17 protein-coding genes are annotated in these 20569 nt (G+C 32.3%); 11 read left to right on the forward strand and 6 right to left on the reverse strand.

Annotation, left to right across the window (positions count from 1 at the left end; all coding sequences use genetic code 11):
- Positions 1 to 65: 65 nt before the first annotated feature.
- From LGK97_RS08805 to nagA, 6 genes are all read left to right on the forward strand, one after another.
- Positions 66 to 1997, forward strand: a complete 1932-nt coding sequence (locus tag LGK97_RS08805) for an FAD-dependent oxidoreductase (RefSeq protein WP_226259391.1) — start codon at positions 66 to 68, stop codon at positions 1995 to 1997.
- Between the two features lie 9 nt (positions 1998 to 2006).
- Positions 2007 to 3941 carry an FAD-dependent oxidoreductase gene (locus LGK97_RS08810; RefSeq protein ID WP_226259392.1) on the forward strand — a complete coding sequence of 645 codons (1935 nt, stop codon included), beginning with the start codon at positions 2007 to 2009 and terminating at the stop codon, positions 3939 to 3941.
- 154 nt (positions 3942 to 4095) lie between these two features.
- Complete coding sequence (locus LGK97_RS08815; protein WP_226259393.1) at positions 4096 to 5037, forward strand: tRNA dihydrouridine synthase; 942 nt, start codon at positions 4096 to 4098, stop codon at positions 5035 to 5037.
- A 199-nt stretch (positions 5038 to 5236) separates the two neighbouring features.
- On the forward strand, positions 5237 to 6346 hold the full coding sequence (locus tag LGK97_RS08820) for an ABC transporter ATP-binding protein (protein WP_226259394.1): 1110 nt from the start codon (positions 5237 to 5239) through the stop codon (positions 6344 to 6346).
- Positions 6347 to 6359: 13 nt separating this feature from the next.
- The gene (locus LGK97_RS08825; RefSeq protein ID WP_226259395.1) at positions 6360 to 7307 is read left to right on the forward strand and encodes a PucR family transcriptional regulator; all 948 of its coding nucleotides are present in this window, start codon (positions 6360 to 6362) and stop codon (positions 7305 to 7307) included.
- 36 nt (positions 7308 to 7343) lie between these two features.
- Positions 7344 to 8492: an N-acetylglucosamine-6-phosphate deacetylase gene (nagA, locus tag LGK97_RS08830; RefSeq protein ID WP_226259396.1), complete on the forward strand. Its 1149-nt coding sequence runs from the start codon at positions 7344 to 7346 to the stop codon at positions 8490 to 8492.
- A gap of 234 nt (positions 8493 to 8726) precedes the next feature.
- Here the strand turns inward: nagA and LGK97_RS08835 are convergent, their stop codons facing one another.
- Positions 8727 to 9713 carry a MerR family transcriptional regulator gene (locus tag LGK97_RS08835; protein ID WP_226259397.1) on the reverse strand — a complete coding sequence of 329 codons (987 nt, stop codon included), beginning with the start codon at positions 9711 to 9713 and terminating at the stop codon, positions 8727 to 8729.
- A 243-nt stretch (positions 9714 to 9956) separates the two neighbouring features.
- Between LGK97_RS08835 and LGK97_RS08840 the strand changes: the two genes are divergently transcribed.
- The gene (locus tag LGK97_RS08840; RefSeq protein WP_226259398.1) at positions 9957 to 10700 is read left to right on the forward strand and encodes an SDR family NAD(P)-dependent oxidoreductase; all 744 of its coding nucleotides are present in this window, start codon (positions 9957 to 9959) and stop codon (positions 10698 to 10700) included.
- Positions 10701 to 10830: 130 nt separating this feature from the next.
- Here LGK97_RS08840 and LGK97_RS08845 read toward each other — a convergent pair whose 3' ends face one another.
- Positions 10831 to 12804, reverse strand: a complete 1974-nt coding sequence (locus LGK97_RS08845; RefSeq protein WP_226259399.1) for a GTP-binding protein — start codon at positions 12802 to 12804, stop codon at positions 10831 to 10833.
- Positions 12805 to 13036: 232 nt separating this feature from the next.
- Between LGK97_RS08845 and LGK97_RS08850 the strand changes: the two genes are divergently transcribed.
- A complete protein-coding gene (locus LGK97_RS08850; protein WP_226259400.1) occupies positions 13037 to 13378 on the forward strand; it encodes a zinc ribbon domain-containing protein YjdM in 342 nt (113 codons plus the stop codon).
- A gap of 25 nt (positions 13379 to 13403) precedes the next feature.
- Here the strand turns inward: LGK97_RS08850 and LGK97_RS08855 are convergent, their stop codons facing one another.
- From LGK97_RS08855 to LGK97_RS08865, 3 genes are all read right to left on the reverse strand, one after another.
- Positions 13404 to 14054 carry a superoxide dismutase gene (locus tag LGK97_RS08855; protein ID WP_226259401.1) on the reverse strand — a complete coding sequence of 217 codons (651 nt, stop codon included), beginning with the start codon at positions 14052 to 14054 and terminating at the stop codon, positions 13404 to 13406.
- Positions 14055 to 14142: 88 nt separating this feature from the next.
- Entirely contained in the window at positions 14143 to 14610 is a 468-nt protein-coding gene (locus LGK97_RS08860; RefSeq protein ID WP_226259402.1) for a GreA/GreB family elongation factor, read from the reverse strand.
- A gap of 313 nt (positions 14611 to 14923) precedes the next feature.
- Positions 14924 to 16321: a hypothetical protein gene (locus tag LGK97_RS08865; protein ID WP_226259403.1), complete on the reverse strand. Its 1398-nt coding sequence runs from the start codon at positions 16319 to 16321 to the stop codon at positions 14924 to 14926.
- Positions 16322 to 16585: 264 nt separating this feature from the next.
- On the opposite strand from LGK97_RS08865, the gene LGK97_RS08870 reads away from it, so the two are divergent.
- On the forward strand, positions 16586 to 16891 hold the full coding sequence (locus LGK97_RS08870; protein ID WP_226259404.1) for an ArsR/SmtB family transcription factor: 306 nt from the start codon (positions 16586 to 16588) through the stop codon (positions 16889 to 16891).
- A 60-nt stretch (positions 16892 to 16951) separates the two neighbouring features.
- Here LGK97_RS08870 and LGK97_RS08875 read toward each other — a convergent pair whose 3' ends face one another.
- Positions 16952 to 17344 carry a rhodanese-like domain-containing protein gene (locus tag LGK97_RS08875; protein ID WP_226259405.1) on the reverse strand — a complete coding sequence of 131 codons (393 nt, stop codon included), beginning with the start codon at positions 17342 to 17344 and terminating at the stop codon, positions 16952 to 16954.
- 294 nt (positions 17345 to 17638) lie between these two features.
- Here LGK97_RS08875 and LGK97_RS08880 point away from each other — a divergent pair, with 294 nt between their 5' ends.
- Together LGK97_RS08880 and LGK97_RS08885 are read left to right on the forward strand one after the other, a co-directional pair.
- A complete protein-coding gene (locus tag LGK97_RS08880; RefSeq protein ID WP_226259406.1) occupies positions 17639 to 17962 on the forward strand; it encodes a rhodanese-like domain-containing protein in 324 nt (107 codons plus the stop codon).
- A 47-nt stretch (positions 17963 to 18009) separates the two neighbouring features.
- Positions 18010 to 20469, forward strand: a complete 2460-nt coding sequence (locus LGK97_RS08885) for a CoA-disulfide reductase (protein ID WP_226259407.1) — start codon at positions 18010 to 18012, stop codon at positions 20467 to 20469.
- Positions 20470 to 20569: the final 100 nt, after the last annotated feature.

Consider the following 20569-nt stretch of genomic DNA (forward strand, 5'->3'; position numbering starts at 1 on the left):
TGCATAGTTTAGCCTCGCTGTAAGCGATACAATAATGATATAAGATGGTTAAGGGGGAATATGTTATGTTCGAAAAATTATTTACACCTATTAAAATCCGTGGTATGGAGCTGAGAAATCGTATCATTTTGCCTGCCATGGGTACTAGAATGGCTAATGATAAAAGTGAAATAACAGAAAGATTGATTAATTATCATGTTGCTCGTACTAAAGGGGGTTGTGCCTTAAATATTGTAGAAGTTGCAAGCGTCCATACCCCAAGTGCTCCAGCAAACTTTGTTTCTATTAGTGAAGATCATTATATTAAAGGACACCGCAAACTAACGGATGCAATTCATAAAGCAGGTGGTAAAGCTGGAGTTCAGTTGTGGCAAGGTTCTATTGCCGTTATGATGGACCCAAAAGCTAAAGTATTTGTGGTAAATGATATGTCATTTGGTACATTCACTATGCCTGGTATTACAATTGATGAAATTAATGAAATAATTGAATGTTATGGTAAGGCTGCAAAACGTGCTGTTGAAGCAGGATATGACTGTATTGAGTTCCATTGTGCTCATAATTATCTTCCTCACTCATTTTTAAGTGGTGGTCTTAATCATCGCACGGATGAGTATGGCGGAAGCTTAGAAAATCGTGCTAGATTTCCATTAGCATGTATTAAAGCTATTCGTGATAACATTCCAGAATCTATGCCATTATTTATGAGAATAGGTGCTTTTGATGATTGTTTACCTAATGGTTTAACAATTGAAGAAGTTGCTCAGTTCTGCAAAATGTCAAAAGAATTAGGTGTTGATGTATTAGATGTTTCTCGTGGTAATATTATAACGTCTGCCTCTGTATACGAAGTACCACCAATTGATGTCCCTAACGGCTTCAATGTTGACAATGCAGCTAAAATTAGAAAAGAAACAGGTATGCTTACTATTGCTGTTGGAAGAATAAATACAGCTGAATTAGCTGAAAGCATTTTAGAAGAAGATAAGGTTGATATGATTGTTATGGGCAGAGCACAACTAGCTGATCCAGAATTTTGTAATAAAGCAAAAGAAGGCAAGGTTGAAGATATTATCCACTGTGTAGCATGTAATCAGGGTTGTTATGATGGATTCTGTGATGTTAAAAACAGACAATTCATTACATGTTTGAGAAACCCTAGTATTGGATATGAAACTGAATATGAATTAACTCAAGCTGATGTGAAGAAAACAGTATGGATTGCTGGCGGCGGAATGGCGGGGCTAGAAGCAGCTAGAATATTAAATATTAGAGGACATAAGGCTGTTATATTTGAAGCTAGCGCTAATCTAGGAGGACAGTTTATTACAGCAGGTCAGGCTCCAGGTAAAAAAGAAATGAAAGATGCTATTTTATCATTGGCAAGGCAAGTAGAGAAAAGTGGTGTAGAAATTCACCTAAATACAGCTTTAACTAAAGAAATGATTAAAGAAAATAGACCAGATGAAGTTATTTTGGCAATGGGATCATCCCCTATTGTATTAAACATTGAGGGTAAGGAACAAAAGGCCGTATACAATGGAAATAATGTATTAAATGGTGTTGATGAAATCAAAGGTGATACTGTGGTAATCGGTGGTGGACTTGTAGGTTTAGAAGTAGCTGATTACATTGCAAGTAATAAGAATAATGTAACGATAATTGAAATGCTAGATAAAGCTGGTAAGGACTTAGGCGCTTTAAGATTAATAACTGTAATGCAAAAGATGAGTGAATTAAATGTTAATATTAAGACAAATGCAAAATGTATTGGTATTGATAATATAGGTGTAATTGTAGCATGCGATGGAGATACAACTACTATTCCATGTGAAAATGTAATTATTGCCATTGGTTCTAGATCAAATGCTAGTAATGAATTAGTTGAGGCATGTGAAGAAGCAGCAATTCCACATCATATTATAGGTGATGCTAAAGCCGCTAGAAGAGCACTCAATGCTGTAGAAGAAGCATTTGAAGTTGCAAGAAAGATATAGGTGAGAAATATGTCAAAGTTATTTACTGAGTTTAGTATAGGAAGTATGAAATTAAAAAACCGTACATTCATGGCTCCAATGTCCTTGGGCTATGAAAGTCAAGATGGTAGTATCAATGAAGTAATGCAAGAATATTGGTTAGAACGTGCCAAAGGTGGTGTAGGATGTATTATACTAGATGCTGTAAGCGTTGATCCAAGTGTCCCATATCTAGGTGATACATTAAGTTTCAGGGGCCCTGAAAGTATCGAAAAATATAAAGTATTTACAGACAAGGTACATGAATATGGAGCAAAGGTTATTCCACAGATTACACATCCAGGCCCTGAAAGTATAAGTTCGTTTTTTGGTGTGACACCTGTTGCAAGCAGTACCTATATTAATTCAATGGGACAGAAAACTAGAGCATTGAAATTAGAAGAAATTCCTGCAATCATTGAACAATATGCAAATGCAGCCTTTAATGCTAAATTAGCGGGATTTGATGGAATTGAATTGCACTGTGCCCATGCCTACATGTTATTAGGGTCATTTTTATCACCTATGCGCAATAAACGCATCGATGAATATGGAGGGAGTTTAGATAATAGAGCTAGACTTTTATTTGAAGTAATTGATGCTATTAAAGAAAAATGTAGTAAAGACTTCCCTGTAATATTACGTATTAGTGGAAGTGAAAAAGATGAACAAGGAAATAACGTTGATGATATTAAATATCTAGTAAATAAACTTGTTGAGCATGGCATTGATGCATTTGAAATAAGTGGTGGAACACAATATGAACACTGTAACAAAATTATTCCTTGTCATGGTGAAAAGGAAGGACTAAATCTACCTGAGGCTAAAGCCATTAAAGAAGTATCAAAGGTACCAGTTATAGTTGTGGGTAAGTTTGTTGATCCTAGGCTAGCAATGTATGTTGTTGATAATGATTTAGTAGATGGAGTAGTATTTGGTAGAGCATTATTAGCAGATCCTGAATTAGTAAACAAAGCTCAAAATGAAAAGTTCGATGAAATTGCACCATGTGCAACCTGTGCTATTGGATGCATTGGTGAACAAATTAAACGTAAACCTGCATCCTGTGTAATTAATCCAGCATTAGGTAGAGAAAGAGAGTTGCAAATTATCCCAACTGAAAAGGAAAAGAATGTAGTAATAGTTGGTGGTGGTATCGGAGGGATGGCAGCTGCAAGAGTGTTAGCTTTAAGAGGACACCATGTAACATTACTAGAAAAAACAGATAGTTTAGGTGGTCAATTAAAACTTGCATGTGTGCCTCCACATAAACAAGAAATAAGTAAGTGGACTATATATTTAAGTAATGAGTTAAGTCGATTAAATGTAAGTATTGTTTATAACTGTGAAGCTACAATGGAAGTTATTAATAAATATTCACCTGATAGTGTAATCATTGCAACAGGAGCTAAAGAAATACTACCACCAGTTCATGGGATAAATGTGGAAACAGCACTAACTGCTCAGAAAGTTTTAAGTAATGATGTAGCAATCCTTGGTGGTAATGTATTAGTAGTTGGTGGAGGCATGGTTGGAATTGAGGTATGCGAATATCTAATGCATAATAAACGTGGACCATTACATGTAACTATGATTGAAATGGCTGAGGTTATCGGTGCTGGAATGGTTCCTAATAATCTTCTACCTACTATGGATAGATTAAATAAATTAGGCATAAATATGATGACATCAACAAAGATAATATCTGCTGATCATAATACTGCAAATGTTGAATGTAGAGGGGAAAAAGTTTTACTAAGTAACTTAACAAATATAATATATGCATGTGGTTCTAAATCAGAAAACACTTTATATGAAAATATTAAAGATAAGTATGAGGAAATATACTGTATTGGAGATGCGAAGCAAGCAAGACAAGCATTACAAGCAGTGTGTGAAGGTGTAGAAATAGGAATTAGAATTTAATTAGGTTTACGTCTGTCTGCTCCATATAATATTCAAATTTTAATAAACATGCTATAATAAAGTGCCATATAGTATGAAAGTTATATTAAATCGCAGGTTGAGTATGCCTCTTTGATATAAAGGTAACTATTTGAATAAAGGAGCTATCGGACATATGAATTTTTATTTCGCACCTATGGAAGGTCTGACTGGGCACATTTATAGAAATGCCCATAATGCTTTCTTCAATGATATAGATAAATACTTTTCACCTTTTATTGTTCCAAATCAAAGTGAAAGTTTCAAAACACGGGAATTAAATGATATTTTACCTGAAAACAACCAAGGACTAGTTTTGATTCCACAATTACTAACCAATAATGCAAAAGATTTTATTCATACTTCAAAAAAAATAAAGACACTAGGATATAACGAGCTTAATTTAAACTTAGGATGTCCTTCTAGAACTGTAGTTTCAAAAAATAGGGGTTCTGGTTTTCTTTCAAAAAGAGAGGAACTTGATATATTTTTAAACGAGATTTTTTCTCAAGCAGTAACAAAAATCTCATTAAAAATCAGAATAGGGAAAGATGAGCCAGAAGAGTTCTATGATCTAATTGAAATATTTAATAAGTATCCTATAGAAGAGCTTATTATTCATCCTAGGACTCAAAGAGATTTTTATAAAAATAAACCTAATTTGAAAATCTTTAAGGAAGCCTTGGTTTTAAGTAAAAATCCTGTTTGCTATAACGGTGATATTTTTACAATCAAAGATTACAACACGTTTTCAGCTGATTTCTCTAGTGTAGATACTTTAATGCTTGGCAGAGGACTATTATTAAATCCTGGACTCACCAGCTATATTAAAAATAATATTAAGCTTGAAAAAGGGTTGCTAAAAGACTTCCATGATAAAATTTATGAGGATTATAAGAAAATACTCTTTGGAGATAGGAATGTCTTATTTAAAATGAAAGAATTATGGTTTTACATGATTCCTGTGTTTTCTGATAATGCAAAATATGCAAAGAAGATTAAAAAGTCGGAAAGATTATGCGATTATGAGGAAGCTGTTTCAAGCTTATTCAGAGAACAGGATATTTTAGAAATTTGAGCCCATAAAGGTGAGATTATAGTTTAGAATAAAAGGTGCACATCCTATGATTAATAATTTAGGGTGTGCACTTTTGTGTGTTCCTCCAAAATAACCTTAAGACTTTTGGGAGTTTTCAGCATAGATAAATATATTTTAAAGGATTACAATATACATGTACTCAAAATTGTTTATAATATACATGTAGGGGGAATATATTATGTCAAATTTATCATTAAGAAACTTATATAAGATTTACCCGGGGAACGTAACAGCGGTTAAGGATTTTAATCTTGAGATAGAAGATAAAGAATTTATTGTTTTTGTAGGACCTTCAGGTTGTGGTAAATCAACCACCTTAAGAATGATAGCAGGTCTTGAAGAAATATCACAAGGGGAAATATATATTGGAGATAAATTGGTAAATGATGTGGCACCTAAGGATAGGGACATAGCTATGGTTTTTCAGAACTATGCATTATATCCTCACATGTCTGTATATGATAACATGGCATTTGGACTTAAATTAAGAAAGATACCAAAAGATGAAATAAAACAAAAGATTACGGATGTAGCTAAAATTCTTGATATAGAACATTTACTTGATAGAAAACCAAAGGCACTATCAGGTGGACAAAGACAAAGAGTAGCACTTGGAAGAGCTATTGTAAGGAATCCAAAAGTATTCTTAATGGATGAACCACTATCAAATTTGGATGCTAAACTTAGAGTTCAAATGAGAACAGAAATAGCAAAATTGCATCATAAACTTCAAACAACCTTTATATATGTAACTCATGATCAAACAGAAGCTATGACTATGGGAACAAGAATTGTTGTAATGAAAGATGGCCTGGCACAACAAGTAGACACTCCTAGTAATATATACGAGCATCCAGTTAATATGTTTGTTGCTGGATTTATAGGAAGTCCTCAAATGAATTTCATTGAAGCTAAGGTTTTGGAAAAGGATGGTGAAGTTATGCTTTCTTTTAATGATGAAACTATAATATTGCCAAAGGATAGAGCGAGCATTGTAAAAGAAAAATCTTATATAGGTAAAACTGTTATAATGGGTATAAGACCAGAAAATATTGATGACGGTGATTTATTCCTTGAAAAACATAAAGATTCAATTATAGAGGCGCGAGTTGAGGTTACTGAGCTTATGGGTGCAGAAACTTATATTTATATGTCAAAAGGGAATACAAATATTGTGGCTAGGGTTAATGGATCAGCGGTGGCAAAAGCTGGAGATAAGATTAAAATTGCTTTAAACACAAATAAAATTCATATCTTTGATAAAGAAACTGAAAACACTATAATATAGGAGGAAATTTAATATGTACAATTTTACTGAATTTCTGAAAGATCTAAGTCATTCTTCAAATATACCATTTAATATAGTTGCAGGAGATGGTATTGAATTATATATTAGTGACTTAGATATTAAAAATTCACATATAACTAACTTTACTATTATGCTTGGATGCGTTAAAGGCATAGTCAGTTTAGAAAAGCAGTATGAAAATTGTACATCCTTACTTAAATATATTATTGAAAATAAATATACGGAGCATTTTTTAACTAGAGAACAAGCTGTTATTGATATTTTGGAGGATAGGGAAATTTCTTCTGATAATATTAATATTAATTTGCCTTTTCTTGAAAATGGGTGTTATATCATATTAATAAGTGTAGATGGGAGTAAGAATGAATCTCTTAATATTATAAAACAAATATATGATAATGAACCAGTTGTAAGTTTAATATATAATGATGGTATTATTGTAATTGGTGACTTTACGGAAATAGATGAACATATAGAAGGTATAAAGGAGTCCATATCATCAAATTTATATTGTAAATGCTATATAGGCTATGGTGATAGAACTTATGATGTAACTGGGATTAAGAAAGCATATAATGATGCTGCTTCATGTATGGAGCTTGGAAAAAAGTTTCACATAAAAGATAATGTTTTTAATTATAATAAGATGTTATTTGAGAAAATTGTATATAACGTAGATAGTAAAATAAAACAGGAAATGTTACACTTGTTTAAAGACAAATTCGATGCTTTTGATAGTGAAATAATATTAACTATTGAACAATTCCTAAGTTGTGGTCTTAATATCAGCGATGCTGCTAGAAGACTTTATGTTCATAGGAATACTTTGATTTATAGGTTGGATAAGATTAAGAGAGAAACAAATTTTGATATTAGAGATTTTAAAGAGGCGTCTGTATTCCTTATAGCATTTTTAATGTGGAAGGAATCCAGGGAATAAATACGTACAAGTGATAAGTGGTAAGGAGGTAGAAAATTGAAGGCTATAATAAATGGAAAGATCATAACAGAAGAAAAGATTTTGGAAAATAAAATTTTAGTGTTTGATGAGAGAATTTTAGAATTTAAAGAACAGGAGAATTTGGAGCACTTGCTTGAAACTTTTGAAGAAATAATTGATGCAAAAGGAAACTATGTATCTCCTGGATTTATTGATATGCATATTCATGGATCAGGTGGCCACGATGTAATGGATGGTACGCAGGAAAGTCTAAGTGCAATAAGTAGCGTTATAACGAGAAATGGTGTTACTGGATTTCTTCCAACAACTATGACTATGAGCACAGAAAAGATATATAATGCACTTGATAACATAAGATATTGCATGAGAAAAGAAATACAAGGTGCGAAGATTTTAGGTGCACATATGGAGGGACCTTTTATAAATAAAAAATATAAAGGGGCGCAGTCAGAAGATTTCATAATAGAACCAAGTTTTAGTTTTATAGAAAAATATATTGATATAATAAAAATAATAACTTTGGCCCCTGAAGTTGATGAAAATAATAACTTTATAAAGGAAACAAAGAAGAAAACGGATATTATTTTATCAATTGGACATTCAAATGCAGAATATAGTGAGGCCATGGAAGCAATAGCAAATGGTATTAGCCATGCAACTCATACTTTTAATGCAATGACTCCGCTAAATCATAGAAAACCTGGAATTGTTGGAGCTGTGTTTAATAGTGAAATATATTGTGAACTAATTGCAGATAAAATACATGTACATCCTGCTTTATTTAAAACCTTGGAAAAGATTAAAGGAAGAAACAAGATCATTTTAGTAACGGATTCTATGAGAGCTGGATGCCTTAGAGAGGGTATATCTGAACTTGGAGGACAAAAAGTTTTTGTTAAAGATGGCTCTGCAAGACTTGAGGATGGTACCTTAGCAGGAAGTATTTTAAATCTTAACAAGGGAATAAAGAACTTTATGGATAACACTGGAATGGAAGTATGTGAAGTTGTAAAATTAGCTTCGCTAAATCCTTCAAAAGAGTTAGGAATTGAAGGGGAAACAGGTAGCCTAGAATTAGGGAAGTATGCTGATATAGTTATTTTAGATGAAAATTTTGATGTTTTGCAAACCATTGTAGAAGGTAAAACAGTATTTAAGATATAAACTAAGATGAAGAGATGTATGAAATGTTACTCAGTAAGACAAAAGGCTTTGACATGGTATTTTTTAATAAGAATCATTAATTCACAAAGTAATTCTGCAATAATGTGGGATTATTTTTTTGTTCAAAATCTTTGTCTGTACAAGTTGAAATATTGTCTATACAAATGTTAAATTCATATAGACAATATAAATAATAGTGACAAATATATGGAGCAAGAGGAGGCAATACAGGGATTATGTAATAAAGGAATTGAAACCTAATGCAGCAAGATCCCCATGATGATTTAATTCAATATTGATATATCCTTGTAATGTGTCAAATAGCTGTATTCTTAAGTTCTCACCCTCCTTAGTATATAACCAGTTATATAATAGATTGCAGCATGCATTAATATTTTTATAGTAAGGAGAAAAATAGGGACTAAGCTCACTGATTAATTGATTGGCCTCAGAATCAAATAAACAAGAGATTGGCAAAATACTGGAAAAATAGGAATTACGCCACTGAACTTGGTACTTTGAATTATTCACCAATTTTATTAATTTGCATTTCATGGTATCTACATAATAATCATAATCTTTTGGCGTAATATTTATTATTTCTTTAATATGTAAATAACGTTTTTTAAAATCTTCATCAAGTTTTTCTGCTGATAATGATAATAAATATGTCTTTAAAATATTAATATTAGAAGCATGTGAATTTGAAATATTCTTTTGTATTTTTCCCCATAGATATTGACGATATTCTGTCATAGGAACATGCTGAAGAAAAGCTCCCCATAAATATATAGAAACGAATTTTGCATCGCTATATATGTTTGGTATTTTTGAAAGAGCATTTTTATCTGGAAATATAATATCTATCAAGTTTTCATATAAATCACTATAAGAAATAATAATAGGCAATTGATTATTAAACTTTGTTAGACAATCAATTTTCTGATTTAATAAAATGCGTTCTTTTTCTAATTGTTCTATCTGTTTATGCAAATATAAATGAGTATTATTTGGGTACTGTAAAATAGAACCGATATCATGGATAGAAAAGTCAACTTTACGCAGTTGTTGTATAATTTTTAATTTTTCTACATCATCATTTGAAAAAATATTATATCCATTATGTGCATCGATTTTAGGAGTAATCAGTTCCTCATCAATATAATAATATATAGTTCGCTTGCTTAGTTCGGTTTTTTTAATCACTTCATTTATTCTCATAATTTACCTTCCATTTTCCAAAACCGTAACACTGGTGTACGGTTTTGGTATTATAATTTAAAAGTTCTTAGATTAGTATAACATAGAGTTGGCTGTAACTATAGTGTGTTGTTATTGTTTTAACAATACACTTTGTTAAAAATTTATCTTGACTGTACAGAGACTGTATATAATAAAATAGAAGTATCAAAATCATTACAAATGAACTGAAAGAAAAATATGATTATATACGGGGGGATAAAAATGTTAAAGGATAAAGTTGCAATAATTACAGGGGGAACCAGAGGAATTGGTTATGCAATCGTAAAAAAATATTTAGAGAATGGCGCTAAGGTTATATTATTTGGATCTAAACAGGAGACAGCAGATAAGGCAGTTGAATCATTAAAAGCGGAAAATTCTAAATGGACTGTGGAGGGAATGGCTCCGAAGCTTACAGACGCAAATGATTTGGCAGAAGCAATTAAAGAAATTGCTAAAAAGTACGGAAGAATTGACATTTTGGTTAACAATGCAGGAATATCTCAGGCTACTAGTATCTATGAGTACAAGCCGGGTGAATTTGATGAAATTATGAATATTAATGTAAAAGCAATTTTCAATGCAATTCAGCCTACAGTTAGTGTTATGAAAGAACAAGGCGGTGGATGTATCATCAATACAAGTTCCATGGTAAGTATTTCTGGACAAAAGGGCGGTGTTGGATATCCAACAAGCAAGTATGCAGTAAATGGTATGACACAATCATTGGCAAGAGAGCTAGGGCCTGATAATATACGTGTTAATGCAGTAGCACCAGGTGTTATTCAGACTGATATGGTTGATGCTTTATCAGATGAACTAAAAGCGTACATTATGGGGACTATTCCACTTCATAGAATCGGAACACCAGATGATGTGGCAAATGCTTTCTTATATTTAGCAAGTGACATGGCGGACTATGTAACAGGAGAGATATTATCCGTTGATGGTGCAGCAAGAGTATAAATTTTAATCAAAGAGTCATAAAGAACATAAAAACAGGGAGTTGGTAGTTATTAACCGACTCCCTGTTTTTTTAGACTTAAGAGTGAAATCGAACATTTGCGAATCTTTGTTAATATTAAAGCAAACATGTCTATAGTGCCTTTCGTGCGTATAAAATATATTTTGATCTATCGCGAGGATTTACTCCTACATATTCTCTAGTTTTTCCAAGTTCTAACTGGCAAGGTGCATAGCTATTAAATTTAGTGCTAATAATACCTTTTCCAGAGGATATTATTCCAAGATTTATTGGATAATTTAAAGAGGTTGCGACAGGTACCTTTCCAGTTACAGTAAAGATACCATTAGAAATCACAGGGCTATTAAAAGTTCCTCTCATATTAATAATATCATTTAGAACCTTTCCACATACATCTTCAGGCACAGAAATTTTAAAGTCCATTATGGGTTCAAGTAGTGTCATTCCTATGTGGGAAAAGCCATTCATAAGTGCAATGGCAGTTGCTGTGGTAAAATCCCCAGAGCGGGAATGGAGGACATGGTCTTCCCCGTCTACTAAGGTTATTTTTAAATCAGTAACATTCCAGCCATATAAGCCTTGCTTTAATAATCTATGTATATTCCCCTCTATTTCACGCTGATATCTTAGCTTAATATTTTCTGTTCTAACCTGACTTTCATATACTATTCCACTACCAATAGGTAGAGGTTCTATTAAAAAGGTGACAATGGCCCAACAAGGCTTTGGCATAGTGTAGAATTCTTCCCCATAGCCAGTTTTCGAGGGAGTTTCTTTATAAATAACAGAAGCTTCATCAAAGGTAACTTCTATATTAAATCTATTTTTTAATATATTCTCAATAACTTCGATTTGTATAGCACCTGTAATGTGTATATTTATTTCACGTTTTTCTTTAATCCATTCCATATTTAACAGGGGATCTTCCTCTTGTAGAATATTTAGCGCTTCAACTAAAGGTACAAAATCCTGAGTTTTAAGTGGATGGATTTTTATAGCTAGTACAGGGTTTGCTATGGTAGGTAGTTTGGGTATATAGCTTGAGCTACCTAGAACATCGCCCACCTTACTGTTAAGCCCAGATACCATGATAAGATCCCCACTGCTAGCTTCTTTTATATCGCAATCCTTATGGTTAATTATTTTCCTCAGTATAGTAGCTTTTTCTTTTACCTGGGACGTTAAATTTAGAATCTCATCCCTAGCTGTTATCTTGCCACTAAAAACTTTTATGTGAGATATCTTTCCAAAGGTTTTGTGATGAGATATTTTATATACTAATGCAGAAAACGGTTCCTTATCTAAATCCTTAGGGCCAGGAATATAATCTACAATGCCGTTAAGCAATTCTAATATTCCTTCACCATCAATTGCAATGCCAAAAAACACAGGATAAACCTTTCCGCTCATAGCTTGTAGCATTAGCTCCTGTTTTAGAGCCGTAACCGACAAACTATTATCATAATAAGCTTCAATTATATCCTCATTTTCTTCTCCAAGAAGCACCACTATATCTTCAATAATAGAGGCATAGTTAGGATCTTCCATGGAGGATATAGAAGTGAATAGATCTTTTCTTATAAAACTATTATTTATATTTTCAATTATTTGAACTGGAACCAATTTATTAGTAAGTGAGTTTTTTATATCAGCGACGACTTTAGTAGGATCAGAGCCGGGGCGATCAAGCTTATTAATAAAAAATATAGTAGGTATATTCATTTGGGCAAGGGCATCAAAATATATTTGAGTTTGCGGTTGGACTCCTTCCACACAAGAAACTACCACCACAGCACCATCAAGAACGCCAATACTCCTCTCAACCTCTCCTATAAAATCAATATGCCCTGGGGTATCTATTAAGTAAATATTAGTATTATTAAAGGTTAAATCAATTTCAGAGGATTTCACAGATATGCCTCTTTGCCTTTCTATTTCCATTGAATCAGTATGGGTGGTACCCTTATTCACATTGCCTAAGCTTCGGCTGCTTCCACTTTGATAAAGCAGCTGTTCTGTGACAGTAGTCTTACCTGCATCAACATGAGCTACTATTCCTATATTTCGCATATTATTTTTAAGCATTATATATTACCTCTTTTATTTAACAGATTTAATTCATTATACCATAATAATTTTTATAGTTATTTCTTTTGTCAATATGAGAAGACTATGCTAGTATATAAGCATATAAGGAGCGTTCTATTTTTTTGTGAATTTTAAGTTTACAATTGATATTCATAGGAAGTTGTAAAAGGAAATTCAAAATAATTCTTATATAATTTTATTAACAATAACGAATGGAGGAAATTGAATTATGGTTGCTTTGCCAAATTGCCCAAAATGTAATTCAGAATATACTTATGAAGATAGAGATCTTTTTGTTTGCCCAGAATGTGCTCATGAGTGGAACCTAGAAGCAGAAACTGAAAATAGTGAAGATGAAAGGGTTGTAAAAGATGCAAATGGAAATGTCTTAAAGAATGGTGATTCTGTAACAATAGTCAAAGACCTTAAAGTAAAAGGAAGTTCATCATCTATAAAAGTAGGTACAAAAGTAAAAAATATACGTTTAATAGATGGAGATCATAATATCGATTGTAAAATTGATGGGTTTGGAGCTATGGAGTTAAAATCTGAATTTGTTAAAAAGATATAAATGGAGCTAGGCTTTAAGCCTAGCTTTATCTATTAAAAAAATTATAGGGATAATATCTGTATTGGTTCATGCCCATATTTTTGATTGAGGAAATATACTTTTCAAACCTATCATTTAAAATGCTCCAGTTTATATTTTCAATAAAGTTAGAAATATATTTTTTCTTATCTGTTCCAAAATCCATGAAGTATGCATGCTCATAAACATCCATAATTAATATTGGATAAGAAAGCCACACTGAACCGTTATCGTGTGCATCACTTCCTATTATGTGCAACCTGTTGTCAAGCAAATCAATGGAAAGAACTGCCCAACCTCTCATGGATAATCCAACGTTTGTAAGGTAAGAGATAAAATTATTATAAGAAGAAAACTGGCTTATTATAGCATTAAGGACAGGTCCGTAAGGGGTGTTGTTACCGCCAGTCATGTTTTCAAAATAAAGATTATGAAGTTTTACTCCGTTTAGTGAATATGTTTCGCCTAGTTTTAAGCTACGCATTTTTGAGTAAGTTGCATTGCTATCAGTATAGTTACTAGGTTCATAGGGAATGTTCCAAATTTCATTTAATTTGCTTACGTAACCTGTATACAATTTATAATGCTCATCCAGTTGCTTCTTGGAAATGCCTTTAACTGTGTTAAAATCAAATGTTTCTGGCTTTAAATTGAACATTAAATCGCCTCTCAAAATATTATTCAATTCTATTATATGTAATATAATTAAATTAGTGATAGGGTAATAAGGCAAATTTCTTAGATTTCTAACGGGTTATGTTTACTAACTCTATTTTGTAATTTCCATCAGGGGATTCCACCTCTACAACAGCTCCAACTTCTTTTCCAAACAATACCTTTCCTATTGGAGACTCAATGCTAAACTTGCCACTAAATATGTCCACCTGCAATGTTGTTACAAGTTCTATTTCTTCGGTATCGTCGCTATCCACAAAGCGTATCGATAATTTATCACCTACAGTAGCACCTTTTGTATTAACAATTACATCATCTATAATTTCAGCGCTCCTAATCATTTTCATTAAATAACCCATTCTTCTGTAGTTTTCGTACATATTTATTTTAGCGGCTTTATATTCAGCATTCTCACTTCTATCACCATGAGCAGCAGCAATCATTTTTTCATGAGCAATTTCCATTGTTAAAGGACCTTTGCGATAATCAAATTCCTTTTGAAGTTCATAAATATCTTTTTTAGTGAGTTTATTATTCATTTTATCACCTTCTTTTAATAAATTTCAAATTCAATTTTTTTAATAAACTATCATTTGTTTCAAAGTTACAGTCATCATGTTTTGCTTTCGATTCTCATTATTATTATACCTTAATTCAAAATGCAATACCAATATTTTGAATTAAAGTGGAAAGGCACATGAAACTTTTATAGATATTTTGCACTGCAAAAACCTGTGTAAAACCTGCTATAATTTTAAAGAGTAATGCTTTCAAACCACTGGTTTAAACCATATAAAAAGAGTGCAAAAACCAATGTAATTTTGCACTCCAAAATGTATAAAAACAAGTAGTTTAAATGATGAATATTGCCACTATAGTGGTAACTACTAACCCTATAAGCACAGGTTTAACGTTTTTCCTAGCTAGTTCAAAGGCATCTACACCACAAATAGCTGCTACAGGAATTACTGCCCAAGGGATTATTGTTCCTCCACCTACCCATATCCCAGCTATTTGGCCAAGTGCTGTAAGTGTTGCCACACCACCGCCTAGAGCTGCAGAGAAGATTCTTGAAACTGAACCAACTAAAGATATACCAGAAAAACCAGAGCCGTCTAGTCCTGTAATAGCACCTACAACTGTAATTGTGCTGGCTGAAACAACTGAGTTCATGGGAACTATATTTGAAAGTGCAACGCCTAAGTCGTTTACAATTCCATTGGAACCTTGGGGAAGTATTTTTCCGAAGATTTCATTGAAGGCTGAATCACCTAAGTAGAAAAAAGCTGCTATGGGAATAACAATACCAAATATTTTAAACCCAAATTGCAGACCTTTAACAAGATTATCTGTGATTTTTTCTAGTGATTGCTTCTTATAGGTGAACATTGAAACCAAACTCAATATAAATATAGCTGTCCCTCCAATAAGAGCTGTGGCGTCGCCACCTTGAAGTTTCAAGGTATACATTATATAAATATCTAAGCTGAAAAGTACTAGTATCAATAACGCCAATAGCCTTCTTATTTTTTTTGAAGAAATTAGCTTTATGCTATTTGAATTACTGGTTGATTCTTCGGGTTTATATTCACCAAGCAAAACTCCTGATTTAATATCCTTACGAAGAAAATAGAATGCTGTAGCAGTTGTAACAATGCCCATTGTGATTACAAGTGGAATACTTGCAGATATAACGCTAGAGACAGGTATAGAAGCCCCATCTGCAGTAAGTTTAGGTGCTGCTTGAATTATATAATCACTAGATAGAGCTATGCCGTGCCCAAATAAGTTCATTGAAATAGCTACGCCCATAGCTGGTAATTTAGCCTTTTTAGCAATAGGTAAAAATAGTGCACCCACAAGTGCTACTGCTGGAGATGGCCAGAAAAACCAAGATAAGATCATCATAACAATTCCGATAACCCAATAAGCAATCCAATAATTTTTAATGACACCTTTAAAGGGAGACACTATTTCGTCATTTATACCAGAATCCATAAGTGTATTGCTCATTGCAGTTATGATTGATATTATGAATATTGTAGGCATGAGCTCTTTGGTTGCATAAACAAAACTATTGAATACTCCCATGGCAGACTGGTAAACAGAACCTGTACCCGAGAGTCCCAAGATAAATATACCTAATATACATATAAGAGAGATGTCTTTTTTCTTAACCATAGCCAGGATTATTATAATAATAAATATAAGATATATATAGTGGAGAGGTGTTAATGCTAAATTAATCATGTTCTGCTCCTAGTGTAATTATTGTAATATTAGATTATGAAAAAAGTATATACTCGGTTACTTCATAATTAGGAACATTAAAACAAATAACAAGTCAATCTTAATTTATCATTGATTATTGTAGATTGATCATTTTAAATTTGGCTCACTATTTAGTTTTAACACCATTAAGTAGTTAAAAGTATATTGATTATTTCTTGAATATATCGTAATATATAAATATAGCGATGTATCTAAAAAATTACTTTTAGAAAGAGGTAAATTATGAATAAAAATTATATGGAATATAATGAAACAGCAGAAATGCTTAAAGTATTAGCTCATCCAGTAAGACTATGTATTATTAATGGATTACTCGGAGGCTCAGAATGTAACGTAAGTCATATGCAGGAATGTCTTGGTATTCCACAATCAACTTTATCGCAACATCTGCAAAAATTAAGAACAGCAAAATTAATTGTAGGTAAAAGGAATGGGCTTGAGATTAATTATAGTATTTGTGATGATCGGGTTCGTGAGTTAATAAAGGTTCTTTTAAATCCTACCACGGGAAACTCTACCACATCTTAAGTGATGAGTACTTCAAAAAGCACGGGAGCACAAATGCGCTCCCGTGCTTTTTAAAGCCAATTATCGTTTTAAAGTTCCATTGAAGCTTGCTAGTCCATGATTCATATGATATATAGGTCCAAATTTGTTCTTTAGCAATATAGTTACTGCTTTAGGGCTTCTACCACCTGATGCACAATGTACTAAAATTGGCTTTCCACGAAACTTTTCAAGTTCAGAAATTCTTGAAGAAAGCTCATTTACAGGCATTAACTTAGAACCATTAATATGGCCAGAAGCATATTCACCTTTAGTACGTACATCAAGGACAATAAGATCTTTAGTTTCTCTGATAAGCTTTGCGGCTTCTTTGCCAGAAACATTTACTATGTTTTTATTAAACTTCATCATCACTTTAGGATAAAACATATAGATTATTAAAAAAACGGTTACTATTATTAATAAATTATCCACGGTATCTTCCTTCTTTCATATATTAAATTTTTACATTACATATTTTTAAGTACATCTTCTTTAAATTCTAAATTATGATATTATATACCCCATACAGGTATATAATATCATTTTAATATAAATAGTACAATATAATAATTTTAATATAATTATGGTTAAAATAAATGTTAAATAAATTTCATATTTGTATTGCTTTTTGTTTTGTATATGATATTATATTGTTATATCGTAATATTACGATATAATGAAGAAATTTAAATTATAAAATATAAATTTTAGAGGGAGAATATAAATATGCTTAATTCAAGATTTAAAAATGTAAATTCGGAAGAGGCTTATAACCTAATAAATGAAGATAAAAGATTTATTATTTTAGATGTGAGAACAAAAGAGGAATACGATGATGGTCACATCCCTGGAGCAAAGCTTGTTCCAGTACAGATTCTTCCTATGAAACTGGATGAACTCAGTGAATTTAAAGATAAGCCAATACTTGTTTATTGCGCATCTGGTGGTAGAAGCCCAAGAGCTGTAGATGCATTAGTAAACGATGATTTTCAAAATATTTATCACTTAAGTAGGGGATTATCATCTTGGAGACACAACTTAACTAAATAATGTGATTTTTGATTTAAAAAAATGAATAATTTTAAGGAGTGATTTTAATGGGTAAAAAGGTGTTAATTGTAGGGGGAGTAGCTGGTGGTGCATCTGCAGCAGCAAGACTTAGAAGGCTGGATGAAAATGCAGAAATAATTATGTTTGAAAGGGATGAGTACATTTCTTTTGCAAATTGTGGATTGCCTTATTATATTGGTGAAGTAATAAAAGAAAGAGATAAGCTTTTAGTTCAAACTCCTGAGAGTATGAAAGCTAGATTTAATATAGATGTAAGAAATAATAGTGAAGTTGTTGGAATCGATACTGATAAAAAAGTAATAACGGTTAAAAGTAAAGTAAAAGGTACTTATGAAGAAAGCTATGATTATTTGGTGCTATCACCAGGAGCAAGGGCTATAAAACCGAATATAGAAGGTATTAATAGCGATAAAATATTTACTCTAAGAAATATTCCAGATACAGATAGTATAAAAGCTTATGTGGATAAAAAAGGAACTAACAGTGCTGTTGTAATAGGTGGAGGCTATGTAGGAGTAGAAATGGCTGAAAACTTAAAAGAAAGAGGACTTAAGGTTACTTTAGTTGAAGCAGCACCACATTTACTGGCACCTTTTGACACGGATATTGTGTTAACTATAGAAAAAGAAATTTCAGATAATGGTGTGGATATAATTCTTAATGATGGGGTAAAAGCATTTAAGGATAATGGACCAAGTGTAGAAGTAATATTAAATAGTGGTACAAGAATATCTACAGATTTAGTTATACTAGCTATAGGTGTAATTCCAGACACGGGATTTGCACAACAAGCTGGAATTAAAATAGGATCTAGAGGGCACATTTTGGTAAATGATAAAATGGAGACTAGCGCAGAAGGAGTACTTGCTGTGGGAGATGCTATTGAAGTGGTAGACTTTATTAACAAATCAAACACTGCAATACCACTAGCGGGTCCTGCAAACAAACAAGGTAGAATCGCAGCGGATAATATAGCTGGTTTAAATACTACTTATAAAGGTACTCAAGGAACTTCAATTATTAAAGTATTCGGATTAACTGCTGCAAGTACAGGTAATAATGAAAGAACACTAGCAAAAGCGAATATTCCTTATAAAGCTATATTTGTTCATCCTGTGTCACATGCTTCCTACTATCCTGGTGCTCTTTCCATGACTTTAAAACTTATTTTTAATGAAGAAGGAAAGATACTAGGAGCTCAAAGCGTAGGCTATGATGGAGTTGATAAGAGAATTGATGTTTTGGCAACAGTTATTAGACTAGGCGGAACTGTTACTGATTTAACCGAATTAGAACTTTCCTATGCACCACCTTTTTCATCTGCTAAAGATCCAGTAAACATGGCAGGATATGTAGCAGAGAATGTATTAGCAGGGAGAATGGATGTATTAACTACAGATCAGTTTATGGCATATGACAAGGAGAATACTACAATACTAGATGTGCGCAGCGAAATAGAATTTGAGAATGGTCATATTGAAGGTGCTATAAATATTCCAGTAGACAGTCTACGCGCACGACTACCAGAGCTTGATAAAAACAAAGAAATTCTTGAATATTGTCAAGTTGGGCTCAGAGGTTACGTAGCTGCAAGAATTTTAGAACAAAAGGGATTTAAGGTTAAAAACCTGACTGGTGGATATAAATCTGTAGTCTCTCAAGAGGTTAAACCTAAAAAAAAAGAGATAGTTAAAACTTTAGACCCGGATACTCAGGTTATAAAAGAAGAAATTAACAAGAGTTCAGATAACTATGATAAAAGTCTCGATGCTTGTGGATTATGTTGTCCTGGACCGCTAATTCAAGTAAAAGCAAGTATTGATGGATTAAATGATGGCCAAATACTCAAAGTTTCAGCTTCTGATCCTGGTTTTTATGAAGACATTAAATCTTGGTGTGATAAAACAAATAATGAATTAGTGGATTTAAGAAAAGATAAGGGTATGATTTATGCCTTTATAAAAAAAAACAGCAATAATAAAGTAAAAAAATCTTTCTCAGGTGATGTTGTTGATAAAGATAATAAAACTATAGTGGTATTTAGTGGAGACCTAGATAAAGCTATTGCAGCATTTATAATTGCCAATGGAGCTATGGCAATGGGCAAGAAGGTTACATTGTTCTTTACCTTCTGGGGACTAAATATACTTAGGAGACCTGAAAAAATATCTGTTAAAAAGGGTGTTATTGATTCTATGTTTGGGCTTATGATGCCAAGAGGAAGCAAGAAACTTAAGCTTTCTAACATGCACATGATGGGCATGGGTGGTAAGATGATTAGAATGGTAATGAAAAATAAGAATGTTAATTCTCTTGAAGAATTAATTAAAACAGCTATGGATAATGGAGTGAATATAGTTGCTTGTGCAATGTCCTTGGATGTTATGGGACTCAAAGCAGAAGAACTTATTGATGGAGTAAAAATTGGTGGAGTTGGATATTACTTAGGGGAAGCAGAAGATTCAAATGTAAATCTATTTATTTAGTAAATGATATTATGAAAATAAAAGAACAAAAACCAAGGATTAAATTTTCTGAATTTAATCCTTGGTTTTTATGTTTTTTAATATAGCTTGGATTTGAATT

Origin of the sequence: Clostridium sp. CS001 (genome assembly GCF_020443565.1) — a bacterium.
GTDB lineage: Bacteria > Bacillota > Clostridia > Clostridiales > Clostridiaceae > Clostridium_AD.